The sequence below is a fragment of the Pseudomonas sp. NBRC 111139 genome (assembly GCF_001753955.1).
GTDB classification, from domain to species: domain Bacteria; phylum Pseudomonadota; class Gammaproteobacteria; order Pseudomonadales; family Pseudomonadaceae; genus Aquipseudomonas; species Aquipseudomonas alloputida.
Map to the genome: position 1 here is coordinate 20,926 of NZ_BCBP01000059.1, position 25,556 is coordinate 46,481.

Genomic DNA, 25,556 nt, shown 5'->3' on the forward strand with positions numbered 1-25,556 from the left:
ATGGCCAAGTCTTTGTTGATCATCAGCCGTCAGGCACCGTGGAATGGCCCCTCTGCCCGCGAGGCGCTGGACATCGCCCTGGCCGGCGGCGCGTTCGACCTGCCGTTGGGCATGCTGTTCCTCGACGATGGTGTGTTCCAGCTCGCGCCGGACCAGCAACCCGCCGCCGTGCAACAGAAGAACCTGGCCGCCAACCTGCAGGCGCTGCCGATGTTCGGTGTCGAAGAACTGTTCGCCTGCAACCACAGCCTGGCCCGCCGCGGCCTGGCAGCCGAGACCCTGGCGCTGCCGGTGCAAGTGCTCGATGACGCAGCGCTGACCGCGCTGATAGCCCGTTTCGACCAGGTGATAACGCTCTGATGAAGACCCTGCATGTAATTGCCCATTCCCCGTTTGGCGACGAGCGCCTGGCCAGTTGCCTGCGCCTGCTCGGTGCCGAAGATGCCCTGCTGCTGTGCGGCGATGCCGTGTATGCCCTGCGCAGCGGCAGCGAGCCGCATGGCCATCTGCAAGCCGCCGGCCTGGCCCAGCGCCTGTTCGCCCTGGACGAGGATGTACAGGCCCGCGCGGTCGGCAACGACCTGGCAAAGGCCGTGGACTACGCCGGGTTCGTCGAACTGTCGCTGCAATACGACAAGGTCAACAGCTGGCTATGAATACGCTCACCGTTGGCGATCAGGCGATCGCCCTGGACAAGGATGGCTTCCTGGTCGACCTGCAAGACTGGTCCCACGACGCCGCCGAGGCTTTGGCCAAGCGCGAGGGTATCCCGTTGACGGCGGACCACTGGGAAATCCTCGAACTGCTCCGTCAGTTCTACCAGGAATACCAGCTTTCTCCGGCCACCCGCCCGCTGATCAAGTACACAGCCCTCAAGCTGGGCCCTGAAAAGGGCAACAGCCCGCACCTTAACCGCCTGTTCAACGGCACCCCCGCCAAACTTGCCGCCAAGCTGGCGGGCCTGCCCAAGCCGACCAACTGCATATGACTGAACCTCGTCCGCTCACTCTGGAAACCCCCGCCGAACACCCGTTCGCCGAATTCGTGCGCATTCTCGGCAAAGGCAAGCGCGGCGCGCGTGGCCTGACCCGCGAGGAGGCCCGTGCAGCCATGACCCTGCTGCTGGAAGGCAAGGTTGAAGACACCCAGCTCGGTGCCTTCCTCATGCTGCTGCGGCACAAGGAAGAAAGCGCCGAAGAGCTGGCCGGCTTCACCGAGGCCTTGCGCGCCCACCTGCAGGCGCCGCGCATCGCCGTTGACCTGGACTGGCCCACGTACGCCGGCAAGAAGCGTCACCTGCCCTGGTACCTGCTGGCCGCCAAGTGCCTGGCCAACAATGGCGTGCGCATCCTGATGCACGGCGGTGGCGCACACACTGCCGGGCGTATGTACACAGAGCAACTGCTCAACCCGCTGCAGATTCCGCTGTGCCGCGACTGGGCCGCCGTCGGCAACGCGCTGGACCAGCACCAGCTGGCATTCTTCCCGCTGCACGACTGGGCGCCGCAGCTGCAACGCATGATCGACCTGCGCAACACCCTGGGCCTGCGCTCGCCCATCCACTCGCTGGCGCGAGTGCTCAACCCGCTGGGCGCTCGCTGTGGATTGCAGAGCATCTTTCACCCCGGTTACCAGGCCGTGCACCGCGAGGCCAGCCGCTTGCTGGGCGACCATGCCGTGGTGATCAAGGGTGATGGCGGCGAAATCGAGGTCAATCCCGATGTCATCAGCCATCTCTACGGCACCACGGCGGGTGAGGCGTGGGATGAAGAGTGGCCAGCGCTGAGCGAACGTCGCCATGTCAAGCCGCCCAGCCTGCAGGCAGAACACTTGCTGGCGTTCTGGCGTGGCGAAGTGGAAGACAGTTATGGCGAGAAGGCCCTGATTGCGACCATGGCGCTGGCCCTGCGTGGTTTGGGACAGCACCGCGAGCAGGCGTTTGTAACAGCGCAAGGCTACTGGGACACTCGAAATAAATCGATTTAGCCGATAATAGAACCCCGATCTTTGCGCTATTTCTTCGAACGATTTGGCCTAGACTGGGCTCCAACGACAAACAACTTTGTTTCAGGAGCTCACAATGGGCCTATTGATCGACGGCCGCTGGCACGACCAGTGGTATGAAAACGGCAAGGATGGCACGTTCAAGCGTGAGAATGCCCAGCGCCGCAATCAGCTGCCCGCCCCCGAGACCGGCCGCTACCACCTGTATGTGTCGCTGGCCTGCCCGTGGGCCCACCGCACCCTGATCTTTCGCGCGCTGAAAGGCCTGGAGCCGTTGATCGACGTGTCGGTGGTCAGCTGGCTGATGCAGGACCATGGCTGGACCTTCGATCAGCAGCAAGGCTCCAGCGGGGACCACCTCGACGCCCTGCAGTACCTGCACCAGCGCTACACCCAGGATGACCCGCACTACACTGGGCGCGTGACGGTGCCTGTGCTGTGGGACAAGAAAGAGAAGCGCATCGTCAACAATGAGTCGGCAGAAATCATCCGCATATTCAACAGCGCGTTCAACGAGCTGACTGGCAATACCCTGGACCTTTACCCCGCACCGCTGCGCCCGACCATCGAAGCACTGAACGCGCGTATCTACCCCGCGGTGAACAACGGCGTGTACCGCGCAGGCTTTGCTACCACGCAAGACGCTTACGAGGCTGCCTTCGACGACGTGTTCAACGAGCTGGATTACCTGGAAGCCTTGCTAGGCCGCAATCGCTACCTGGCGGGTGAGTACCTGACCGAGGCTGATGTACGCCTGTTCACTACACTGGTGCGCTTCGATGCCGTGTACCACGGGCACTTCAAGTGCAACCTGCGCCGCCTGAGCGACTACCACAACCTGTCAAACTGGCTGCGTGAGCTGTACCAGTGGCCTGGGGTGGCGGGTACGGTGAACATGGAGCATATCCAGAAGCACTATTACATGAGCCACAAGACCATCAACCCGAACGGGATCGTGCCTAAAGGGCCTTTGCAGGACTTTGGCTTGCCGCATGATCGAGAGCGGTTGGTGGGCAAAGGGATTTGGCAGGCTTGAGAAAGCCGGGGCTGCTTTGCAGCCCATCGCGACACAAGGCCCACACACAAGGGTCTTGCAATGCCTGGGGCATGTGCGATGGGCCACAAAGCGGCCCCCACGATTTCAGCTGTTCTGCGAACCTTCGAACCAGGCCAGCTTGTCACGCAACTGCACCACCTCCCCCACAATCACCAGGGTCGGCGCATGCACCTCGTGCTGGGCCACCAGGTCTGGCAAGTCCGCCAAGGTGCCGGTGAACACGCGCTGATTACGCGTGGTCCCCTGCTGCACCAACGCCGCCGGGGTACTCGCGGCACGCCCGTGGCGAATCAGCTCGGCACAGATGGTCGGCAAGCCCACCAACCCCATGTAGAACACCAAGGTCTGCGCCGGCGCAACCAGGTCATTCCACGGCAGGTTGCTGGTGCCATCCTTGAGGTGCCCGGTGACGAAGCGCACCGACTGGGCATAGTCGCGGTGAGTCAGCGGAATGCCGCCATACGCCGAGCAACCGCTGGCAGCAGTAATGCCCGGCACCACCTGGAACGGAATGCCATGCTCGGCCAGCTCTTCGATCTCTTCGCCGCCCCGGCCGAAGATGAACGGGTCGCCACCCTTCAGGCGCAGCACCCGCTTACCCTGCCGAGCCAGATCGACCAACAGGCGGTTGATCTGGTCCTGCGGCACTGAATGATCAGCGCGGCGCTTGCCTACATAGATACGCTCGGCATCACGGCGACACATATCGATGATGGCGGGTGCGACCAGGCGGTCGTACAGCACCACGTCGGCCTGCTGCATCAGGCGCAAGGCACGGAAGGTCAGCAAGTCCGGATCACCCGGGCCGGCACCAACCAAGTACACCTCACCGCCCTGCTGCACCGGTGCGCCGTCTACCATCGCCTGCAACAGACGTTCGGCTTCCGCGCCCTGCCCGGCCAGCTGACGCTCGGCGATCGGCCCCTGGAACACGGTTTCCCAGAAGCCACGACGCTGGTTGACGTCCGGGTACAGGGATTTGACCTTGTGCCGGAAGCGTGCCGCCAGCCCGGCCAGTTCACCATAGGCCGAAGGGATCCATGCCTCGAGCTTGGCGCGAATCAGGCGTGCCAGTACCGGGGCGTCACCGCCGCTGGAAACAGCAATAACCAGCGGCGAGCGGTCTACGATCGCCGGGAAGATCACCGTGCACAGGGCCGGCGCATCCACCACATTGACCGGCACGCTAAGCGCCTGCGCATCAGCCGACACCTGGGCATTCAGCCCAGGGTCGTCGGTCGCCGCGATCACCAACCGGCAACCGACCAGGTCGGCTGCCTGATAGCCACGCACCAGCACCTCACCGCCACCTTCCCGGGCCAACGCCGCCAACTGGCCGTCGACGTCCGGCGCCACCACGCGCAGCACACCGCCGGCATCGGCCAGCAGGCGTGCCTTGCGCAAGGCGATCTCACCGCCACCGACGACCAGCACGCGGCCGCCCTGCAGCTTGTGGAACAGCGGCAGGTAATCCATTTAGCGGATGACCTCGACGCCGCCCATGTAAGGCTTCAGCACTTCCGGCACCAGGATCGAACCGTCGGCCTGCTGGTAGTTTTCCAGCACAGCAACCAGGGTACGGCCTACGGCCAGACCGGAGCCGTTGAGCGTGTGCACCAGCTCTGGCTTGCCGGTTTCCGGGTTGCGCCAGCGAGCCTGCATGCGGCGCGCCTGGAAGTCACCACAGTTGGAGCACGAGCTGATTTCGCGGTACTTGTCCTGGCTCGGCACCCACACTTCCAGGTCGTAGGTTTTCACCGCACCAAAGCCCATGTCGCCAGTGCACAGGGCCAGCACGCGGTATGGCAGCTCAAGCAACTGCAGCACGCGCTCGGCGTTGGCGGTCAGGCCTTCCAGGGCTTCCATCGACTTGGACGGCTCTACCACCTGCACCATCTCGACTTTGTCGAACTGGTGCTGGCGGATCATGCCGCGGGTGTCACGGCCAGAAGCGCCAGCTTCGCTGCGGAAGCAAGGGGTGTGGGCAACCAGTTTGAGCGGCAGCTGCTTGGCGTCGAGGATTTCACCCGCCACCAGGTTGGTCAGCGACACTTCGGCGGTCGGGATCAGGTAGAAGTCTGCCTCACCTTCGCGGGTGATCTTGAACAGGTCTTCCTCGAACTTCGGCAACTGGCCAGTGCCCTGCAGCGCCGGCGCCTGCACCATGTACGGGGTGTAGTGTTCCTCGTAGCCATGTTCGCCGGTGTGCAGGTTGATCATGAACTGCGCCAGGGCGCGGTGCAGACGGGCAACCGGACCACGCAGCACAGCAAAACGGGCACCGGACAGCTTGGCAGCCGCTTCGAAGTCCAGGCCACCGCTGATTTCACCGAGGGCCACATGGTCCTTGATTTCGAAGTCGAACGCCTTCGGCGTGCCCCAACGGCGCACTTCGACGTTGTCGTCTTCACTGGCGCCGACCGGCACGCTGGCGTCCGGCAGGTTGGGAATGGTCAGCAAGATGCTATCCAGCTCGGCCTGAATGGCGTCCAGCTCAGCCTTGCCGGCAGCCAGTTCGTTGGCCATGCGCTCGACGTCCGCCATCAGCGGGGCGATGTCTTCACCCTTGGCCTTGGCCTGGCCGATGGACTTGGAACGGGCGTTACGCTCAGCCTGCAGCTGTTCGGTGCGGGTCTGCACCGCCTTGCGGCGCTCTTCCAGTGATTCGATGCGCGCGACATCCAGGCTGAAGCCACGGGAGGCCAGGCGATCCGCCACTTCCTGAAGTTGGCCGCGTAACAGTTTGGAATCGAGCATATCGTTCTCTCGTTATGTGTAGGTGTTGGTTCAGAATCGGGTCAGGGACAGGCCAGCCCAGGTTGCGAGCAGCCCGCCCACTACGCTGATACTGGTATAGCCCAAGGCAAGGGGCACTTGCCCGCTTTCCATCAGGCGCACGGTATCGAGCGAGAAGGAGGAAAAGGTCGTCAGGCCCCCGAGGAAGCCGACAATCAGGCCGGCGCGCAGTTCGACCGGCGCCAGCGGCTTGTGCAAGAACAAGCCATAGAGCAAGCCGATCAGCAGACAGCCAACCAGGTTGACCGCCAGCGTACCGGCATAGAAGTGCCGTGGCCAGTGGGCCGCTACCCAGTTGGTGGTAGCAAAGCGCAACAAGGTGCCGGCAATACCACCCGCGCTGACTGCGGCGATGAGTGCAATCACGGTTTTCTCCGCTGGCGGGGGCTGTTGCGGTCGAGGTCGGCCAGATGGCGCAGCTTCTCGCCAATTTTCAGTTCCAGGCCACGGGGCACCGGCTGATAGTACTGGCGCGGTTCCAGCTCGTCGGGGAAGTAATCCTCACCGGCGGCGTAGGCATCAGGTTCATCGTGGGCATAGCGGTACTCGTCGCCATAGCCCAACTGCTTCATCAGCTTGGTCGGGGCATTGCGCAGGTGCAACGGCACCTCCAGCGAACCATGCTCGGCCGCTTCGCGCAGGGCGGTCTTGAACCCCACGTACACCGCGTTGCTCTTGGGTGCGCAGGCCAGGTAGGTGATGGCCTGTGCCACCGCCAACTCGCCCTCGGGGCTGCCAAGGCGCTCCTGCACATCCCAGGCTGCCAGGCACAGGCTAAGCGCACGCGGGTCGGCGTTGCCGATGTCCTCGCTGGCCATGCGCACCACGCGGCGGGCGATGTACAACGGATCGCAGCCGCCGTCGAGCATGCGTGCAAACCAGTACAGGGCGCCATCGGGGTTGGAGCCGCGCACCGACTTGTGCAGTGCGGATATCTGGTCGTAAAACGCCTCGCCGCCTTTGTCGAAGCGACGGCGACTGTCACCCAGCAGGCTCTGTAGCATCTCGACGTCGATCTCGCTGCCGTCTTCAGCCAGGTCCGAGGCGTTCTCAAGGAAGTTGAGCATGCGCCGGCCATCGCCGTCGGCGGCGGCCATCAGCATCTTGAAGGCGTCGTCGCCCACCCGCAGGTTGCGCTTGCCCAGGCCACGCGCTTCCGTCAGCGCACGGTTGACCAGCTTGCGCAAGGCCGCTTCGTCCAGGCTCTTGAGCACATACACCCGCGCCCGCGACAGCAGCGCGTTGTTCAGCTCGAACGACGGGTTTTCGGTGGTGGCACCGATGAACAGCAGGGTGCCGTCCTCTACATAGGGCAAAAAGGCGTCCTGCTGCGACTTGTTGAAGCGGTGCACCTCGTCAACGAACAGGATGGTGCGACGGCCATATTGGCCAGCCTGCTGTTTGGCCACCTCCACCGCCTGGCGGATCTCTTTCACCCCGGCCAGCACCGCCGACACCGTTTCGAAGTGCGCATCGCAGAACTGCGCCAGCAACCGCGCCAGCGTGGTCTTGCCGACCCCAGGCGGCCCCCAGAAGATCATCGAGTGCAGCGCACCTTGTTCCAGCGCTTCGCGCAGCGGTTTACCGCGCGCCAGCAGGTGCTCCTGGCCGACGTACTCATCCAGGCTGGACGGGCGCAGACGGGCGGCCAGGGGCTGGGCGACAGGTTCGCTTCGAAACAGGTCCATGGCGAGCTCTGGTTACTCCTTGATCACGTCCGCGCCCTTGGGGATGTCGAACTTGAACTTGCTGTCCGGCACCGCCTGGTTGGCCTTGACGCCATTGAACAGGATATTGGTGCGCTGGCCGACGCTGTCGATCAGCTGCATGTCATTGATCAGGCCTTTGCGGAACGACACGCGCAGCGAGTCGAACAGGGTGTCCTTGGTCTTTGGCTTGAGGGTGAAGTCCATCACTTCACCCTGCTCCTTCGAGGCGATGTCGAAGCTTTGGCTGATCTTCGACACATCCCCCGACAGCAGCAGCGCCGGGGTCTGGTTCAGGCGCACGTCGAGCTTCTTGATGGTGACCTGTTCCAGGTCCGGGTCCCACAGGGTGACGTTCTTGCCGTCCGACACCACCACCTGCTCCTGCGGTGCATCGGTGTGCCAGTAGAACAGGCCCGGGCGCTTGACCGTCATCTTGCCCGAGGTTTCCTGCAGGCTGGTGCCATCGGCGCCCAGGGTCAGCTGGGAGAAGTTGGCCTCGATGGTCTGCGACTTTTCCAGCAACTGGGTCAGGCGTTGTACGTCTTGCTCACCGGCATAAGCAGTAACCGAGCCCAGGGTAAGGGCAGAAACCAACAGCATGCGAATCGCGCGCATGGGAATCCTCATTGAGCGTTGAAAAGGCCGGGCGCCACCGTTGGCGCCCGGCAGGGTGTTCATCAGTCGCGCGGGCCGCCCGGGGCTATCACTTCCCGCGAGCCGTTGCTGTTCATCGGGGTGACAACGCCGGCCATCTCCATCGACTCGATCATGCGCGCGGCACGGTTGTAGCCGATCTTCAGCTTGCGTTGCACGGCAGAAATGGAGGCGCGACGGCTCTCAAGCACGAATTGCACCGCTTCATCATACAGGGCGTCGGTTTCGGCATCGTCACCCTCGCCACCGCCGCCGCCATCAAAGCCGCTACCGGCTTCTTCGACGCCGTTGAGGATGTCGTCGTTGTAGTCCGGGGCGCCACGCAGCTTCCACGCCTCGACCGTGCGGTGCACTTCGTCGTCGGACACGAATGCGCCGTGCACCCGGATCGGCAGGCTGGTGCCCGGCGGCATGTACAGCATGTCGCCATGGCCCAGCAGCTGTTCGGCACCGCCCTGGTCGATGATGGTACGCGAGTCGATCTTGCTCGACACCTGGAACGCCATACGGGTCGGGATGTTGGCCTTGATCAGGCCGGTGATCACGTCCACCGACGGGCGCTGGGTGGCGAGGATCAGGTGAATACCGGCCGCCCGTGCCTTCTGCGCGATACGGGCGATCAGCTCTTCGACCTTCTTGCCGACGATCATCATCATGTCGGCGAATTCGTCCACCACCACCACGATGGTCGGCAAGGTTTTCAGCGCAGGTGGCTCATCGTCCATGCTCTCACGGCGATACAGCGGGTCATGGATGATTTCGCCAGCTTCCTGGGCGTCCTTGATCTTGCGGTTGAAACCGGCCAGGTTACGCACGCCCATGGCCGCCATCAGTTTGTAGCGCCGCTCCATCTCGGCCACGCTCCAGCGCAGGGCGTTGGCGGCGTCCTTCATGTCGGTGACCACCGGGCACAGTAAGTGCGGGATGCCTTCGTAGATCGACAGTTCAAGCATTTTCGGGTCGATCATGATCAGCCGCGCGTCTTCCGGGCTGGACTTGAACAGGATCGACAAAATCATCGCGTTCACACCCACCGACTTACCGGAGCCGGTAGTACCGGCCACCAACAGGTGCGGCATCTTGGCCAGGTCAGTGATCACCGGCTTGCCGCCAATGTCGTGGCCCAGCGCCAGCGTGACGGGCGATTTCTGCTCGTCGTACTGCGGCGTGGCCAGCACTTCGGAGAAGCGCACCATCTGGCGGTTTTCGTTGGGTATCTCGATACCTACCGTGGTCTTGCCAGGGATGACCTCGACCACTCGCACACTGGTCACGGCCAGCGAACGCGCCAGGTCCTTGGCCAGGTTGGCGATGCGGCTGACCTTCACGCCGGCGGCCGGCTGGATTTCGTAACGGGTAATTACCGGGCCGGGGTGGATCGAGTCCACCGCCACTTCCACACCAAATTCCTTGAGCTTGATTTCCAGCAGCTGACCGACGCCGGCCAGGGACTCTGGCGAATACTCGATCTTTTTCTGTTCGGCCGGGTCGAGGATGGAAATCGAGGGCAAGGTGCCTTCCACGGCGCTGTCGACGAACAGCGGCGCCTGCTTTTCCTTCATCGCCCGCTTGCTCGGCTCCGGCGCCTTGGCGGCTGACGGCGGCACAATGGTGGGCGCTGCGTGCTGCTGGCGGGGCACCACGGTTTCACGCGGCGCCAATGCCTCAGGCGCCGTTTCACGTGGTGGCACAATCGGTTCGCGTGCAAGGGTTGGCTCACGTGGCTCGACCGGCTGAGCGGGTGGCTCTTCACGCTTGAGGATGCGCTCGCGCAGTGACGGTTTGGCCGGCTCGCGCTTCTCGGCAGCCATCGGCGCGGCCTTGAACACCGGTTCGTCCTCGCGCAGCTGTGCCTCAAGGCGCTTGCGCTCGTTGCGCGCTTCCCACCAGCGGGTGGCAGCCCCTTGCACCAGTTCGAACAGGTCGAGGGTGATCTTGCCGGTCAGGTCCATCACCTTGAACCACGACAGGTCGGTGAAGACGGTCAGGCCGAACAGGAACAGGGCAATGAACATCAGCGTGCTGCCCTGCACGTTCAGCAGGTTGCGCGCCAGGTCGCCCAGGCTTTCGCCCAGTGCACCACCGGCGGAGAACGGCAGGCTGGCGGGCGGGTGGAAGTGGATATGCGCCAGCGCTGCCCCCGACAGCACCAGGAACACCAGACCAATCAGCCGCCAGGAGAACAGCCAGCCGCTCCAATCCCACGGCTGGTGGCGTTCGCGGAAAATCTGCCAGGTCTTGACCGCCAGCAGCAGCGGGAAAATATAGGCGAAGTAACCCAGCACCATGAACAGGATGTCGGCGAAGTAGGCACCGGCACGCCCGGCCGCATTCTGCACCTGGTCGACGTTGCTGGTGTGGCTGAAGCCCGGGTCCGACGTATCGTAGGTCAGCAGCGCCATCCACAGGTACAGGCACAGCGCGCCGACAGCGATCAACGCACCTTCCTTGAGGCGATAATGCAGCTGCTGCCGCCACAGTGGCACAGGCAATGGAGCTGGAGTTGCGGTGGATTTCTTCAAAACGCGTCTATTCCTGCGCGTGGTGCGCGTCCAATAGTGATCGGCCGCTGCGCGACCAACGAACCACTACTTTTAACATTACTGCCCGCCAGCCGCCATGGCGGCACGCCGTATGGGGGGTTTGGCCGGGGGGCGAATTCATATAGCTGCAATTTGAGCATGCATTTTCTTTTGTGACAAAGGCTTATGCTGTGTTTTTGCACAGGTGTGACAGCAAATGTAGCGGATGGTGCCTGCGGTTTGATGAATGTGTAGGAAATTGCCCTGAATTGCCGCAAAACGGCCTCACCTCCCTGTAGGGGGTAGCTTGTGCAGGTTACGGCGCTGGCTTTGAGGCACCCAAAGAGATTGACCCCGCTTTTGACCCAAGCCATGCTGCCCTCTCCCCTCCCCCACCGCACGATAGACCATGCTCACCTGGCTGACCCGCGACTCGCTGACCTTCCCGCCCCTGGAAAAGGCGCTGCACGACCCCAACGGCCTACTGGCCGCCGGCGGTGACCTGAGCCCCGAGCGCCTGGTGCAGGCGTATCGCCATGGCTGCTTCCCGTGGTACCAGGACGGCCAACCGATCCTGTGGTGGTCACCCGACCCGCGCACGGTGTTGTTGCCCGACCAGTTGCATGTGTCACGCTCGCTGGCCAAGCTGATGCGCCAAGGCCGCTACCAGGTCAGCTTCGACACCGACTTCCCGGCCGTGATCGCCGCCTGCGCCGCGCCTCGCGACTACGCTGACGGCACCTGGATCACCGACACCATGCGCAACGCCTACTGCGAGCTGCACCGCCGCGGCATCGCCCATTCGGTCGAAGTTCGCCAGGACGGCGAACTGGTCGGGGGCCTGTACGGCCTCGCCATGGGCCAGCTGTTCTTTGGCGAATCGATGTTCAGCCGCGCCGACAACGCCTCCAAGGTCGGCTTCGTGACCTTGGTCAACCACCTGCGAGACGCCGGCTTCGTGCTTATCGACTGCCAGATGCCGACCAACCACCTGCACAGCCTGGGCGCCCACGCCATCAGCCGTGCCGAGTTCGCCAGCTACCTGGCACGCCACCTTGACCAACCCAACAGTGCTTCATGGGTTGCCTAGGCGAGTTCCCGTAGCTGGCTTACACTTAAAACAAAGTCTCACCGAAGGGGTTGATCATGACAGAGTTGGCGCGGTTGAAGTTCTATGCCACTCAGCCCCACTCCTGCAGCTACCTGCCGGAGGAGCAGGCGACCACGCTGTTCCTCGACCCCAGCCAGCCGATGGACGTGCACGTGTACGCCGATTTGTCGGAAATGGGCTTTCGCCGCAGTGGCGACCACCTGTACCGCCCACACTGCCAGAACTGCAACGCCTGCGTGCCGGCGCGCATCCCGGCGGCGCGTTTCATCCCCAACCGCCAGCAGCGTCGCATACTCAAACGTAACGCCGACCTGACCGTAACCGCAGCGCGCCCGGCGTTCAAGGAAGAGTACTTCGAGCTGTACCGGCGCTATATCGAAACGCGCCACGCCGATGGCGACATGTACCCGCCCAGCCGCGATCAGTTTTCCACCTTCCTGGTACGCGACCTGCCGTTCTGCTGGTTCTACGAATTTCGCCTGGAAGGCCGGTTGATGGCGGTGGCAGTGTGCGACCTGCTGCCCAATGGCCTGTCAGCGGTGTACACCTTCTACGAGCCGGACGAGGAGCGCCGCAGCCTCGGCCGTTTCGCCATTCTCTGGCAGATCACCGAAGCGCTGCGCCAGAACCTGGAGGCGGTTTACCTGGGCTACTGGATCAAGAACTGCAAGAAGATGAACTACAAGACGCAGTACCGACCTATCGAGCTGCTGATAAACCAGCGCTGGGTCACCCTCAACTGAAAGCATTGGCTTGACACGCAGTTTTCCGGCATAATCCACGCCACTTTTTTGCCCGGTGCGGATATGCGTCGGGCTAACACTGGATCCGAGGGCTCAACTGCATGTCGAAAGAAGACAGCTTCGAAATGGAAGGTACTGTCGTCGACACCCTGCCCAACACCATGTTCCGCGTGGAGTTGGAAAACGGGCACGTCGTAACCGCGCACATCTCCGGAAAGATGCGCAAGAACTACATCCGTATTCTCACTGGCGACAAGGTCCGCGTCGAGCTGACGCCGTACGACCTGAGCAAGGGCCGCATCACCTACCGTGCGCGCTAAACTCAAGCCATGAAAAAGCCCGGCCAGGTGCCGGGCTTTTTTGTGCCTTTTGAAACTGCAGGGGCTGCAAGGCAGCCCCTGCACATCACGCGACCTCAGCGGTGGTTTCGAAGTCGAACACCAGTTCGCCATCGCGCAGGTCGACATGCACCACGCCACCATGCTCGGCCAGCTCGCCAAACAGGATCTCCTCGGCCAGCGGCCGCTTGATCTTGTCCTGGATCAGCCGCGCCATTGGCCGCGCACCCATCTGCACGTCATAGCCCGAAACCGCCAGCCAACCGCGCGCTTCATCGCTGACTTCCAGCAGCACACGCTTGTCTTCCAGTTGCGCCTGCAATTCGATAAGGAACTTGTCGACGATGCTTTTGATCGTCTCCGTGCTCAGGCGGCCAAACTGGATGATGGTATCCAGACGGTTGCGGAACTCTGGCGTGAAGCTCTTGCGGATCACTTCCATGGCATCGGACGCGTGGTCCTGATGAGTGAAGCCGATCGACGCCCGCGCCGCGGTTTCTGCACCGGCGTTGGTGGTCATGATCAGGATCACGTTACGGAAGTCGGCCTTGCGCCCGTTGTTGTCGGTCAAGGTACCGTGGTCCATCACCTGCAGCAGCAGATTGAAGACTTCCGGGTGGGCCTTCTCGATTTCATCGAGCAACAATACGCAGTGCGGCTGTTTGGTGATCGCCTCGGTCAACAAGCCACCCTGGTCAAAACCAACATAACCCGGCGGCGCACCAATCAAACGCGACACGGTGTGACGCTCCATGTACTCAGACATGTCGAAACGCACCAACTCCACACCCAGCGCCTTGGCCAGTTGCCGCGCCGCTTCGGTCTTGCCGACGCCGGTAGGGCCGGCGAACAGGAACGAACCCACCGGCTTGTCTGGCGACTTGAGGCCGGCACGGGACAGCTTGATCGCGGTGGCCAGCGAGTCGATTGCCTGGTCCTGGCCAAACACGGTCAGTTTCAGGTCGCGCTCAAGGTTACGCAGCAGCTCCTTGTCGGAACTGGTGACGTGCTTCGGCGGAATTCGCGCAATCTTGGCGACGATGTCCTCCACTTGCGGCACATCAATGCGCTTGACGCGATTGGCCTCTGGCTGCAGGCGCTGGTAGGCCCCAGCCTCGTCGATCACATCAATGGCCTTGTCAGGCATGTGCCGGTCGTTGATGTAGCGCGAAGCCAGTTCGGCGGCGGCGCGCAGGGCTTCGTCGCTGTACTCGATGTTGTGGTGGCTTTCGAAACGCCCTTTCAGGCCGCGCAGAATGCCCACGGTGTCTTCGACCGATGGCTCGCTGACATCCACCTTCTGGAAGCGCCGCGCCAGGGCACGGTCCTTCTCGAAGATGCCGCGAAACTCCTGGAACGTGGTCGAACCGATGCAGCGGATTTCACCCGACGACAGCAGCGGCTTGAGCAGGTTGGAGGCATCCATCACCCCGCCCGACGCCGCACCGGCGCCGATGATGGTGTGAATTTCGTCGATGAACAGGATGGCCTGCGGACGCTTGCGCAGCTCACCGAGCAGCGCCTTGAAGCGCTTCTCGAAGTCACCACGGTATTTGGTACCGGCCAGCAAGGCACCCAGATCGAGTGAGTAGACCACGCTCTGTGCCAGCAGGTCAGGCACCTGACCATCGACGATGCGCTTGGCCAGGCCTTCGGCGATGGCCGTCTTACCCACGCCAGCCTCACCCACCAGCAGCGGGTTGTTCTTGCGCCGACGGGCCAGGATTTGCGCCACGCGTTCCACTTCCTGCTCACGACCTACCAGCGGGTCGATACGGCCGGCACGGGCCAGCTCGTTCAAGTTGCTGGCGTAGGCGTCCAGCGGGTTGCTCGAAGAGGAGGTTTCGCCGCCCTCTTCGTCCTGCATGTCCTGCTCGCTTTCAGACTGCGCACCATGCCCTGGCACCTTGGAGATGCCGTGGGCGATGTAGTTGACCACGTCGATACGGGCCACGCTCTGCTGCTTGAGCAGGAACACGGCCTGGCTTTCCTGTTCGCTGAAGATCGCCACCAGCACGTTGGCGCCGGTCACTTCGCGCTTGCCAGAGCTCTGCACGTGGAACACGGCACGCTGCAGCACGCGCTGGAAGCCCAGGGTTGGCTGGGTTTCACGGTCTTCGTCGTTGACAGGGATCAACGGCGTGGTGGAGTCGATGAACTCTTGCAGGTCATGCTTGAGCTTGTCGAGATTGGCGCCACAGGCGCGCAGAACGGTCGCGGCAGCCTCATTGTCAAGGAGTGCCAGCAGCAGATGCTCGACGGTCATGAACTCATGACGCTTCGAACGAGCCTCCTTGAAGGCAAGATTGAGGGTGACTTCGAGCTCGCGGTTTAACATAGCTTCACCTCATACCCAAGTGGTCGGCGATTAACCGTCCTTCTCGATTTCACAGAGTAGCGGATGCTGGCTTTCCCTGGCGTATTGGTTGACCTGCATGGCCTTTGTTTCGGCGATGTCACGGGTAAACAATCCGCACACTGCCCGCCCCTCGGTATGGACGGTCAGCATGATCTTGGTCGCCAGCTCGCGGTTCAGACTGAAGAACGTCTCGAGCACTTCGACGACGAAATCCATTGGTGTGTAGTCATCGTTGAACAAAACCACCTTGTACATCGGTGGCGCCTGCAGGATCGGCTTGGCTTCCTGAACTGCAAGACCTGAGCCGTCGTCCTCATTCGATTGCGGGCGATCCTGATTGAATGTTAGTCGAATCTCACTAGGTGCATGCATGGAAAGAATTTCATCATGAGCGTCAGGTTAAGGTTGCGGGTTGACTGCACAGGCCACCGCCGGCGCAGGCGCCGCGTGACCTTGACTATCGGCAAAACGGTGTTACAACCAATAAGAACCCACCGTGGTCGATAAAGATCCGCGCAGTCAACCAGATTTTTCGCAAGGTTCGTATGCGGATGAAGTGGATGATACTCCAGTGATGGAGTCCTTTGCAGAGGGACATAGGGATGGCAAGCGGTAAAGTCAAGTGGTTCAACAATGCCAAGGGCTATGGATTCATCAATGAGGAAGGTAAATCCGATGACCTGTTCGCCCATTATTCCGCCATCCGAATGGACGGATACAAGACCCTGAAGGCTGGCCAGGCCGTGGTATTCGACATCGTCCAGGGCCCCAAAGGCTTGCACGCCGTTGAAATCAAAGATGCTGCGGCCGCCGCGGCAGAGGCTGCCAGACCCCTGGGTGAGCCGCAAAGCGAAACTGCAAAAGCCTGACTGCCTGCGCTGTGCCGATAGACGAAAAAACCGGCCGCTTCTTTACAGGAGGCGGCCGGTTTTCTGTTGCCTTACATGTGTTTGATCATTTCATCGCCAAAGCCTGAGCTGCTTACCAGCTTGGCGCCTTCCATCAACCGCTCGAAATCGTAGGTCACGGTCTTGGCCGCAATGGCACCATTGGTGCCTTTGATGATCAGGTCGGCGGCCTCGGTCCAACCCATGTGGCGCAGCATCATCTCTGCCGAGAGGATCACCGAGCCCGGGTTGACCTTGTCCTGCCCGGCATACTTGGGCGCCGTGCCGTGAGTGGCCTCGAACATGACCACGGTGTCGGACAGGTTGGCGCCCGGGGCAATGCCGATACCGCCCACTTCCGCCGCCAGGGCATCGGACAGGTAGTCACCGTTGAGGTTGAGGGTGGCGATCACGTCGTATTCGGCCGGGCGTAGCAGGATCTGCTGCAGCATGGCGTCGGCAATGGCGTCCTTGACGATGACCTCGCGACCGGTCTTGGGGTTCTTGAATTTCATCCATGGGCCACCATCGAGCAGTTCAGCGCCGAACTCGTCACGCGCCACCTCGTACCCCCAGTCCTTGAACGCGCCCTCGGTGAACTTCATGATGTTGCCCTTGTGCACCAGGGTCAGCGATTCGCGGTCGTTATCCACCACGTATTGCAGGGCCTTGCGCACCAGACGCTTGGTACCCTCCTTAGACACCGGCTTGATGCCAATGCCGCAATCCTGGTCGAAGCGGATCTTGGTGACCCCCATTTCCTCCTTGAGAAACTTGATCACCTTGTTCGCCTCGGGCGACCCGGCCTTCCACTCGATGCCGGCATAGATGTCTTCGGAGTTCTCGCGGAAGATCACCATGTCGACGTCGCCCGGCTTTTTCACCGGGCTCGGTACACCCTGGAACCACAGCACCGGCCGCAGGCATACATACAGGTCCAGTTGTTGGCGCAGGGCCACGTTGAGCGAGCGGATGCCGCCACCGACCGGGGTGGTCAGCGGGCCCTTGATCGACACCACGTAATCACGCACGGCATCGAGGGTTTCCTGCGGCAACCAAGTATCCTGGTCATACTTTTGGGTGGCTTTCTCGCCAGCGTATACCTCCATCCAGGCGATCTTGCGCTTGCCGCCGTAGGCCTTCTCCACGGCGGCATCGACCACCTTGATCATTACCGGCGAAACATCGACGCCGATCCCGTCGCCTTCAATGTAAGGAATGATCGGATGATCAGGCACGTTAAGCGAATGGTCTGCATTGACGGTAATTTTGGTGCCGTCGGTCGGAACCTTGATTTTCTGGTATCCCATGCTTGCACTACTCCGCTGTCGGGTGTGGTTTGGACATCGTGCGATCCACTGAGCCTAAACCACATCTGCCGACCTGCAAGGCATGCGACAACCCGCCGCATTGCCGCTTAGTCTTTGGTCTTATAAATGGGCCGATATCACTTGGCCTTGCTGATTAGCCCGAATGGTTTGGTATACTCCGCCGCGACCGAAGGGTCATCGGGGCGAATCCCAGGAAAATGCGGACCGCCCTAGGCCATGAATGGCCATAAAGCCTGGGTTGTTACCGCAGCTCAGCACTTGACGCTCGACTGATGCATCCACCATCACCGCTCGCAGCCTCTCGACTTTCCGCTCATGGCGCTGCCAGGGCGATGCGCCTACCCTGCGCACCACGAGACTCGAGCACGCTCAGCACACAGAGAGTTAACCCGCATGCCCACCCGTTCCAAGATCATCTATACCTTCACCGACGAAGCCCCCGCCCTCGCCACTTACTCGCTGCTGCCGATCATCGAAGCGTTCACCGCTTCGGCTGACATCGCTGTCGAAACTCGCGACATCTCCCTGGCTGGCCGTATCCTTGCCGCCTTCCCGGAGCAACTGGGCGCAGAGAAGCAAGTAGGCGATCACCTGGCGGAACTGGGCCAGCTGGCTACCACCCCTGAAGCCAACATCATCAAGCTGCCGAACATCAGCGCCTCGGTACCGCAGCTCAAAGCCGCGATCAAGGAACTGCAAGGCAAGGGCTTCAACATCCCTGACTACGCCGACGAGCCGGCCACCGCGGAAGAAAAAGAATCCCGTGCCCGCTACGACCGCATCAAGGGTTCCGCCGTGAACCCGGTGCTGCGCGAAGGCAACTCCGACCGCCGCGCGCCGCTGTCGGTCAAGAACTACGCCCGCAAGCACCCACACAAGATGGGTGCCTGGGCCGCCGACTCCAAGTCGCACGTTGCCCACATGACTCAAGGCGACTTCTACGGCAGCGAAAAGGCCGCGCTGATCGAAGCTGACGACAGCCTGCGCATCGAGCTGGTCGCCAAAGACGGCAGCACCACCGTGCTGAAAGAAAAAACCGCCGTCAAAGCCGCTGAAGTCATCGACTGCGCCACCCTGAGCCGCAAGGCCCTGAAAGCCTTCATCGCCGAGCAGATCGCCGATGCCAAGGCCGCCGGCGTGCTGCTGTCGGTGCACCTGAAAGCCACCATGATGAAGGTCTCCGACCCGATCATGTTCGGCGTCATCGTCGAAGAGTTCTACAACGACGTGCTGACCAAGCACGCCGCTGCCCTGGCCGAAGTAGGCTTCAACGCCAACAACGGTATCGGCGACCTGTACGCCCGCATCAAGGACCTGCCAGCTGACAAGCAGGCCGAGATCGAAGCCGACATCCAGGCCCTGTACGCCGAGCGCCCGGCCCTGGCCATGGTCAACTCCGACAAAGGCATCACCAACCTGCACGTGCCGAGCGACGTGATCGTCGACGCCTCGATGCCGGCCATGATCCGTGACTCGGGCAAGATGTGGAACACCGCAGGCGAACTGCAAGACGCCAAGGCCGTGATCCCGGACCGCTGCTACGCCGGCATCTACCAGGCCACCATCGAAGACTGCAAGGTCAACGGTGCCTTCGACCCGACCACCATGGGCAGCGTGCCGAACGTTGGCCTGATGGCGCAAAAGGCCGAAGAGTATGGCTCCCACGACAAGACCTTCCAGGTCAAGGCTGACGGCGTGGTTCGTGTAGTCGATGGCAAGGGCAACGTGGTGCTGGAGCAGAACGTCGAAGCCGGTGACATCTTCCGTATGTGCCAGACCAAGGACGCGCCGATCCAGGACTGGGTCAAGCTGGCCGTCAACCGTGCACGCCTGAGCAACACCCCGGCGGTGTTCTGGCTGGACCCGGCTCGCGCCCACGACGGCGTCATGATCGAGAAGGTGCAGAAGTACCTGAAAGATCACGACACCACCGGCCTGGACATCCGCATCCTGGCACCGGTCGACGCCATCAAGTTCTCCCTGGCCCGCATCCGCGAAGGCAAGGACACCATCTCGGTGACCGGCAACGTGCTGCGTGACTACCTGACCGACCTGTTCCCGATCATGGAGCTGGGCACCAGCGCCAAGATGCTGTCGATCGTACCGCTGATGAGCGGCGGTGGCCTGTTCGAAACCGGCGCCGGCGGTTCGGCTCCGAAGCACGTGCAGCAGCTGGTTGAAGAGAACTTCCTGCGTTGGGACTCGCTGGGTGAATTCCTGGCCCTGGCCGCTTCCCTGGAGCACCTGGGCAACACCTACAACAACCCGCGCGCCAAGGTTCTGGCCAACACCCTGGACCAGGCTACCGGCAAGTTCCTCGACACCAACAAGTCGCCGTCGCGCAAAGTCGGCGGTATCGACAACCGCGGCAGCCACTTCTACCTGACGCTGTACTGGGCCGAGGCCCTGGCCGCTCAGACGGACGACGCTGCCCTGCAGGCACGCTTCGCACCACTGGCAAAAACCCTGGCCGAGAACGAAGCGACCATCGTCGCCGAGCTCAACGCCGTTCAGGGCAAGCCAGCCGACATCGGCGGCTACTACGCCCCGGATGCCGAGCTGACCGCCAAGGTGATGCGCCCAAGCCAGACCCTGAACAGCGCCATCGCTGCCCTGTAAGGTTCGCTTGAAGTAACAGCACAAACCCCGGCCACGCACCGGGGTTTGTGCTTTCTGGAAAACAAGCGCGGTCCCTGTAGGAGCGGGTTTACCCGCGAATACGGTGGTGAAACCACTGACCCATTCGCGGGTTAACCCGCTTCTACAGGGCCCTGCAGACCGTTGAGGAGATGCTCATGACCTGGCAACCCCACATCACCGTAGCGACCATCGTCGAGCACGAAGGCAAGTTCCTCTTCGTCGAGGAATTCAAAGCCAACCAGCACGTCTTCAACCAGCCGGCCGGCCACCTCGAGCCCAACGAGACCCTGCCCCAGGCCGCCCTGCGCGAAACCCTGGAGGAAACCGCCTGGGAAGTCGAGCTGACCGGCGTGGTCGGCATCTACCTGTACACCGCCCCCAGCAACGGCGTGACCTACCAGCGCATCTGCTTCGCCGCCCGCCCCGTGCGCCATCACGCCGACCTGGCACTGGACAGCGACATCGTCCGCGCCGTGTGGCTGACCCGCGACGAACTGCTGGCCGACCCCACTCGCTGGCGCAGTGAGCTGGTGCCGCGCTGCCTGGATGACTACCTCAAAGGCCCGCTGCACAGCCTCGACCTGCTACGCGACTGACGCAGCGCCGCGGTTTTGATAGAATCGGCGTTTTTCCCCCTTGATACACACCGGTACCCATGACCAGCCCAGCACTTAAAGACCCCGCCAAGACCCGCGTCATCGTCGGCATGTCCGGCGGCGTGGACTCTTCCGTCTCAGCCCTTCTGCTCATCGAGCAGGGCTACCAGGTGGAAGGGCTGTTCATGAAGAACTGGGAAGAGGACGACGGCACCGAATACTGCACCGCCCGTGAAGACCTGGCCGACGCCCAGGCCGTGTGCGACCGTATCGGCATCAAGCTGCACACCGCCAACTTCGCCGCCGAATACTGGGACAACGTGTTCGAGCACTTCCTTGAAGAATACAAGGCCGGCCGCACCCCCAACCCCGACATCCTCTGCAACCGCGAAATCAAGTTCAAGGCGTTCCTCGACTACGCCCTGTCGCTGGGTGCCGACCTGATCGCCACCGGCCACTATGTGCGCCGCCGCGATACTGGCGCGCTCACCGAACTGCTCAAGGGCCTGGACCCGAACAAGGACCAGAGCTACTTCCTGCACGCCGTTGGCGGCCAGGAAATCGCCCGCACGCTGTTCCCGGTCGGCGAACTGGAAAAGCCCGAAGTACGCGCCATCGCCGAAAAGCACGGCCTGGCCACCGCCAAGAAGAAAGATTCCACCGGCATCTGCTTCATTGGCGAGCGCCGCTTCAGCGACTTCCTCAAGCAGTACCTGCCGGCCCAGCCGGGCGACATTGAAACCACCGAAGGTGAAGTGATCGGCCGCCACCATGGCCTGATGTACCACACCATCGGCCAGCGCCAGGGCCTGGGCATTGGCGGCCTGAAGGATGCCAGTGACGAGCCGTGGTACGTGCTGCACAAGGACCTGGCCCGCAACGTGCTGGTGGTCGGCCAGGGCAACGAGCACCCATGGCTGTTCTCCCGCGCCCTGCTGGCCTCGGACATTTTCTGGGTCAACCCGGTCGACCTCGGCAGCCCACGCCAGTTGACTGCCAAGGTGCGCTACCGCCAGAGCGACCAGCGATGCACCCTGGAACGCACCGCCAGCGGCTACCGCGCCGTGTTCGACGAGCCTCAGCGCGCCGTAACGCCGGGCCAGTCAGTGGTGTTCTATGACGGCGAAGTGTGCCTGGGCGGTGGCGTGATCGAGGCTGCCGAGCCGTGGAGCCCGCGCGCATGAGCAACCTGCAGGAGCAGCTGATCGCATTGGGCGGTGTGTTCCAGGCCGCCGTGCTTGTCGACCGCATCGCCCGCACCGGCCAGGCCAGTGAAGCCAATATCGGCTGCATGCTGGGCAGCCTGCTGGTGCGTGACCCCAAGGACACCCTGGAGGTGTTCGGCGGTGACGACCTGAACCTGCGCGACGGCTACCGAGCGCTGATCGGCGCCCTCGAGCGCGACCCCAACAGCCTGCAGCGCGAGCCACTGCGCTACGCCCTGTCGATGCTGGGCCTGGAACGCCAGCTGAACAAGCGTGGTGACCTGCTGGACACCATCGGCAACCGACTGCCGCAAATCCAGTCGCAGGCCGAGCATTTCGGCCTGGTTCACGAAAACGTCATCGCTTCCAGTGGAGCCTTGTATCAAGACACCCTGAGCACCTTGCGCCAGCGCATTCAGGTGCACGGCGACATGCGCTTCCTGCAGCAGCCCAACAACGCCTCGAAGATCCGCGCCTTGCTGCTGGCCGGCATCCGCGCCGCGCGACTGTGGCGGCAGCTGGGCGGGCACCGCTGGCAGCTGGTGTTTAGCCGGCGCAAGTTGCTGAACGAACTGTACGACATGATGCGCAGCCCCACCTGACGGGCTGGGCTGCCCTTTGTGGGAGCGGGCGTGCCCGCGAAGCAGGCGACGCGGTGTATGGCACCGGCTACGCCGGTGTTCGCGGGCACGCCTGCTCCCACAGGGGCTGCCACCAGATCCAAATTGGGCCGACCTTTGGTCAGCCACCCGACCCAGGCGCAATTTTCATGTATGATATGCGCCCTTCCAAAAGCCTGACTGTCCGAGAACACCCCATGCAGCTTTCTTCGCTCACTGCGGTTTCCCCTGTAGACGGCCGTTATGCCGGCAAAACCCAGGCCTTGCGCCCCATTTTCAGCGAATTCGGCCTGATCCGTTTCCGCGCCCTGGTCGAAGTGCGCTGGCTGCAGCGCCTGGCCGCCCACCCGCAAATCGGCGAAGTGCCGGCGTTCTCCGCCGAAGCCAACGCCCTGCTGGACAGCCTGGCCAACGATTTCAAGCTGGAGCACGCCGAGCGCGTCAAGGAAATCGAGCGCACCACCAACCACGACGTCAAGGCCATTGAATACCTCCTCAAGGAGCAGGCCGCCAAGCTGCCTGAGCTGGCCAAGGTCAGCGAGTTCATCCACTTCGCCTGCACCAGCGAGGACATCAACAACCTGTCCCACGCCCTGATGCTGCGCGCTGGCCGTGACGAAGTGCTGTTGCCGCTGATGCGCCAGGTCGCCGACGCCATCCGCGCCCTGGCCCACGCCCACGCCGAAGTGCCAATGCTGTCGCGTACCCATGGTCAGCCGGCTTCGCCGACCACCTTGGGTAAAGAACTGGCCAACGTCGTGTACCGCCTGGAGCGCCAGATCGCCCAGGTTGCCGCCGTGCCGCTGCTGGGCAAGATCAACGGCGCCGTGGGCAACTACAACGCCCACCTGTCGGCCTACTCGCAGATCGACTGGGAAGAGAACGCCCGCGCCTTCATCGAAGACGAACTGGGCCTGCAGTTCAACCCGTACACCACCCAGATCGAGCCGCACGACTACATCGCCGAGCTGTTCGACGCCATCGCCCGCTTCAACACCATCCTGATCGACTTCGACCGTGATGTGTGGGGCTACATTTCCCTGGGTTACTTCAAGCAGAAGACCGTTGCCGGCGAAATCGGTTCGTCGACCATGCCGCACAAGGTCAACCCGATCGACTTCGAAAACTCCGAAGGCAACCTGGGTATCGCCAACGCGCTGTTCCAGCACCTGGCCAGCAAGCTGCCGATCTCGCGCTGGCAGCGTGACCTGACCGACTCCACCGTGCTGCGCAACCTGGGCGTGGGCTTTGCCCACAGCGTGATCGCCTTCGAGGCCAGCCTGAAAGGCATCGGCAAGCTGGAAGTCAACGAAGCTCGCATCGCCGCCGATCTGGACGCCTGCTGGGAAGTGCTGGCCGAGCCGATCCAGACCGTGATGCGCCGCTTCAACATCGAAAACCCCTACGAGAAGCTCAAAGAGCTGACCCGTGGCAAGGGCATCACCCCAGAAGCGCTGCTGACCTTCATCGACGGCCTGGACATGCCAGCCGAAGCCAAGGCCGAGCTCAAGCAGCTGACCCCCGCTACCTACATCGGTAACGCGGCGGCCCAGGCCAAACGCATCTAAGCTGAGCGTCGCGTACAACGCCCGGCCTGGCCGGGCGTTTTTATTCCCGTACGAAAATTACGTTTTTTCAATAGGTTGAACATGAATCCTGATACTCCACTGCAGCTGCTCGGCGGCATCTCGGCCCGCGAATTCATGCGCGACTACTGGCAGAAGAAGCCGCTGCTGGTACGCCAGGCCTTCCCGGACTTCATCAGCCCGATCGACCCCGACGAGCTCGCCGGCCTGGCCCTGGAAGACGAGGTCGAGTCGCGTATCGTGCTGGAGCACGGCGCACACCCGTGGGAGCTGCGCCGCGGCCCGTTCAACGAAGACACCTTCGCCGAACTGCCGGAAAAAGACTGGACCCTGCTGGTACAGGCCGTTGACCAGTTCGTTCCGGAAGTGGCCGAACTGCTGGAAAACTTCCGCTTCCTGCCCAGCTGGCGTATCGATGACGTGATGATCAGCTTCGCCGCCCCGGGTGGCAGCGTCGGCCCGCACTTCGACAACTACGACGTGTTCCTGCTGCAGGGCCACGGCCAGCGCAACTGGAAGATCGGCCAGATGTGCAGCAGTGACAGCCCGCTGCTGGAGCACGCCGACCTGCGTATCCTGGCCGAGTTCGAGCAGAGTGAAGAGTGGACCCTGGAGCCCGGCGACATGCTCTACCTGCCACCGCGCCTGGCCCACTACGGTGTGGCCGTGGATGACTGCCTGACCTACTCGGTCGGCTTCCGCGCACCGAGCGCTGCCGAAGTGCTGACCCACTTCACCGACTTCCTCGGCCAGTTCCTGCCCGACGAAGAGCGCTACAGCGACGCCGACGCCCAGCCGGTCAGCGACCCGCACCAGATCCAGCACGATGCCCTCGACCGCCTCAAGGCGCTGCTCGACAAGCACATGGGCGACAAGGACCTGCTGCTGACCTGGTTCGGCCAGTTCATGACCGAGCCGCGCTACCCCGAGCAGATCGTTGGCGAAGAGCTGAGCGAGGAAGAGCTGATCGACGCCCTTGAGCAGGGCGCCATCCTGATCCGCAACCCCAGCGCACGCCTGGCCTGGTCGGAATTCGAAGACGACCTGCTGCTGTTCGCCAGCGGCCGTAGTTGCCCACTGCCCGGCAAACTGCGAGAGCTGCTGAAACTGGTATGTGCGGCCGACGCCTTGCACATCGACAACCTGGCCGAGTGGCTGCAGGACGAAGATGGCCTTATGCTGGTACAGCAGCTGGTCAAACAAGGGAGCCTGGGATTCGCCAATGAATAAGATCAGCGTTCGCCTCGCCGATTGGCACAAAGACAACGCCGACATCCGCCGAATCCGTGAAGCCGTGTTCGTCGCCGAGCAGCACATTCCGCCAGAGCTGGAGTTCGATTCGGAAGACCAGGATGCCCTGCACTTCCTGGCCCTGGAAGGCGACTATCCGATCGGTAA

At 62.5% G+C, this 25,556-nt stretch carries 24 protein-coding genes and 1 pseudogene; 16 read left to right on the forward strand and 9 right to left on the reverse strand.

The annotated features are described in order from the left end of the window. From tusC to BJQ17_RS22425, 5 genes are all read left to right on the forward strand, one after another. Nucleotides 1-360: a sulfurtransferase complex subunit TusC gene (tusC, locus tag BJQ17_RS22405; protein WP_010954803.1), complete on the forward strand. Its 360-nt coding sequence runs from the start codon at nucleotides 1-3 to the stop codon at nucleotides 358-360. Beyond that, nucleotides 360-656, forward strand: a complete 297-nt coding sequence (tusB, locus tag BJQ17_RS22410) for a sulfurtransferase complex subunit TusB (protein WP_003251193.1) — start codon at nucleotides 360-362, stop codon at nucleotides 654-656. Before tusC ends, tusB begins: the two co-directional genes overlap by 1 nt. After that, complete coding sequence (locus BJQ17_RS22415) at nucleotides 653-988, forward strand: TusE/DsrC/DsvC family sulfur relay protein (RefSeq protein WP_003251195.1); 336 nt, start codon at nucleotides 653-655, stop codon at nucleotides 986-988. The genes tusB and BJQ17_RS22415 overlap by 4 nt, the downstream gene beginning before the upstream one ends. After that, nucleotides 985-1,986, forward strand: a complete 1,002-nt coding sequence (locus tag BJQ17_RS22420) for a glycosyl transferase family protein (RefSeq protein ID WP_070096672.1) — start codon at nucleotides 985-987, stop codon at nucleotides 1,984-1,986. Before BJQ17_RS22415 ends, BJQ17_RS22420 begins: the two co-directional genes overlap by 4 nt. A 94-nt stretch (nucleotides 1,987-2,080) precedes the next feature. Then, nucleotides 2,081-3,040 carry a glutathione S-transferase family protein gene (locus BJQ17_RS22425; protein ID WP_070096673.1) on the forward strand — a complete coding sequence of 320 codons (960 nt, stop codon included), beginning with the start codon at nucleotides 2,081-2,083 and terminating at the stop codon, nucleotides 3,038-3,040. 105 nt (nucleotides 3,041-3,145) lie between these two features. Here BJQ17_RS22425 and cysG read toward each other — a convergent pair whose 3' ends face one another. The 6 genes from cysG to BJQ17_RS22455 form a co-directional block, all read right to left on the reverse strand. Then, nucleotides 3,146-4,537, reverse strand: coding sequence for a siroheme synthase CysG (gene cysG / locus BJQ17_RS22430; RefSeq protein WP_003251202.1), 1,392 nt, complete (start codon nucleotides 4,535-4,537; stop codon nucleotides 3,146-3,148). Then, complete coding sequence (gene serS / locus BJQ17_RS22435) at nucleotides 4,538-5,818, reverse strand: serine--tRNA ligase (protein WP_003251204.1); 1,281 nt, start codon at nucleotides 5,816-5,818, stop codon at nucleotides 4,538-4,540. A gap of 30 nt (nucleotides 5,819-5,848) precedes the next feature. Beyond that, nucleotides 5,849-6,223 carry a fluoride efflux transporter CrcB gene (crcB, locus tag BJQ17_RS22440; RefSeq protein WP_003251205.1) on the reverse strand — a complete coding sequence of 125 codons (375 nt, stop codon included), beginning with the start codon at nucleotides 6,221-6,223 and terminating at the stop codon, nucleotides 5,849-5,851. Next, on the reverse strand, nucleotides 6,220-7,545 hold the full coding sequence (locus BJQ17_RS22445) for a replication-associated recombination protein A (protein ID WP_003251207.1): 1,326 nt from the start codon (nucleotides 7,543-7,545) through the stop codon (nucleotides 6,220-6,222). The genes crcB and BJQ17_RS22445 overlap by 4 nt, the downstream gene beginning before the upstream one ends. 12 nt (nucleotides 7,546-7,557) lie before the next feature. Continuing rightward, nucleotides 7,558-8,181 carry an outer membrane lipoprotein chaperone LolA gene (lolA, locus tag BJQ17_RS22450; protein ID WP_017148218.1) on the reverse strand — a complete coding sequence of 208 codons (624 nt, stop codon included), beginning with the start codon at nucleotides 8,179-8,181 and terminating at the stop codon, nucleotides 7,558-7,560. Nucleotides 8,182-8,243: 62 nt separating this feature from the next. Then, nucleotides 8,244-10,742: a DNA translocase FtsK gene (locus BJQ17_RS22455; RefSeq protein WP_167398634.1), complete on the reverse strand. Its 2,499-nt coding sequence runs from the start codon at nucleotides 10,740-10,742 to the stop codon at nucleotides 8,244-8,246. A 409-nt stretch (nucleotides 10,743-11,151) separates the two neighbouring features. Here BJQ17_RS22455 and aat point away from each other — a divergent pair, with 409 nt between their 5' ends. From aat to infA, 3 genes are all read left to right on the forward strand, one after another. Beyond that, complete coding sequence (aat, locus tag BJQ17_RS22460; RefSeq protein ID WP_003251213.1) at nucleotides 11,152-11,832, forward strand: leucyl/phenylalanyl-tRNA--protein transferase; 681 nt, start codon at nucleotides 11,152-11,154, stop codon at nucleotides 11,830-11,832. Between the two features lie 56 nt (nucleotides 11,833-11,888). Continuing rightward, nucleotides 11,889-12,596 (forward strand): arginyltransferase, encoded by a 708-nt coding sequence (locus BJQ17_RS22465; protein WP_003251215.1) that lies wholly within the window; start codon nucleotides 11,889-11,891, stop codon nucleotides 12,594-12,596. Between the two features lie 101 nt (nucleotides 12,597-12,697). Continuing rightward, nucleotides 12,698-12,916 carry a translation initiation factor IF-1 gene (gene infA / locus BJQ17_RS22470; RefSeq protein WP_002553999.1) on the forward strand — a complete coding sequence of 73 codons (219 nt, stop codon included), beginning with the start codon at nucleotides 12,698-12,700 and terminating at the stop codon, nucleotides 12,914-12,916. Between the two features lie 85 nt (nucleotides 12,917-13,001). Here infA and clpA read toward each other — a convergent pair whose 3' ends face one another. Then, nucleotides 13,002-15,272, reverse strand: coding sequence for an ATP-dependent Clp protease ATP-binding subunit ClpA (clpA, locus tag BJQ17_RS22475; protein WP_003251217.1), 2,271 nt, complete (start codon nucleotides 15,270-15,272; stop codon nucleotides 13,002-13,004). A 30-nt stretch (nucleotides 15,273-15,302) separates the two neighbouring features. Continuing rightward, nucleotides 15,303-15,665 (reverse strand): ATP-dependent Clp protease adapter ClpS, encoded by a 363-nt coding sequence (gene clpS / locus BJQ17_RS22480; protein WP_003251220.1) that lies wholly within the window; start codon nucleotides 15,663-15,665, stop codon nucleotides 15,303-15,305. A gap of 230 nt (nucleotides 15,666-15,895) precedes the next feature. Between clpS and cspD the strand changes: the two genes are divergently transcribed. After that, nucleotides 15,896-16,162, forward strand: coding sequence for a cold shock domain-containing protein CspD (cspD, locus tag BJQ17_RS22485; RefSeq protein WP_003251222.1), 267 nt, complete (start codon nucleotides 15,896-15,898; stop codon nucleotides 16,160-16,162). A gap of 71 nt (nucleotides 16,163-16,233) precedes the next feature. Here the strand turns inward: cspD and icd are convergent, their stop codons facing one another. After that, a complete protein-coding gene (icd, locus tag BJQ17_RS22490; protein WP_070096674.1) occupies nucleotides 16,234-17,490 on the reverse strand; it encodes an NADP-dependent isocitrate dehydrogenase in 1,257 nt (418 codons plus the stop codon). 414 nt (nucleotides 17,491-17,904) lie between these two features. Between icd and BJQ17_RS22495 the strand changes: the two genes are divergently transcribed. The 7 genes and pseudogenes from BJQ17_RS22495 to BJQ17_RS22525 form a co-directional block, all read left to right on the forward strand. Continuing rightward, nucleotides 17,905-20,130 (forward strand): NADP-dependent isocitrate dehydrogenase, encoded by a 2,226-nt coding sequence (locus BJQ17_RS22495; RefSeq protein WP_070096675.1) that lies wholly within the window; start codon nucleotides 17,905-17,907, stop codon nucleotides 20,128-20,130. Nucleotides 20,131-20,306: 176 nt separating this feature from the next. Then, nucleotides 20,307-20,747, forward strand: coding sequence for an NUDIX hydrolase (locus BJQ17_RS22500; RefSeq protein ID WP_003251227.1), 441 nt, complete (start codon nucleotides 20,307-20,309; stop codon nucleotides 20,745-20,747). 59 nt (nucleotides 20,748-20,806) lie between these two features. Further along, entirely contained in the window at nucleotides 20,807-21,931 is a 1,125-nt protein-coding gene (mnmA, locus tag BJQ17_RS22505; RefSeq protein ID WP_003251230.1) for a tRNA 2-thiouridine(34) synthase MnmA, read from the forward strand. After that, nucleotides 21,928-22,554, forward strand: a complete 627-nt coding sequence (gene hflD, locus BJQ17_RS22510; protein ID WP_003251232.1) for a high frequency lysogenization protein HflD — start codon at nucleotides 21,928-21,930, stop codon at nucleotides 22,552-22,554. The genes mnmA and hflD overlap by 4 nt, the downstream gene beginning before the upstream one ends. Before the next feature lie 215 nt (nucleotides 22,555-22,769). Continuing rightward, nucleotides 22,770-24,140 carry an adenylosuccinate lyase gene (purB, locus tag BJQ17_RS22515; RefSeq protein WP_003251234.1) on the forward strand — a complete coding sequence of 457 codons (1,371 nt, stop codon included), beginning with the start codon at nucleotides 22,770-22,772 and terminating at the stop codon, nucleotides 24,138-24,140. Nucleotides 24,141-24,221: 81 nt separating this feature from the next. Next, complete coding sequence (locus BJQ17_RS22520) at nucleotides 24,222-25,388, forward strand: cupin domain-containing protein (protein WP_070096676.1); 1,167 nt, start codon at nucleotides 24,222-24,224, stop codon at nucleotides 25,386-25,388. Then, a pseudogene (locus BJQ17_RS22525) lies at nucleotides 25,381-25,556 on the forward strand (GNAT family N-acetyltransferase); the annotation flags it as partial. The gene BJQ17_RS22520 and the pseudogene BJQ17_RS22525, both read left to right, overlap by 8 nt.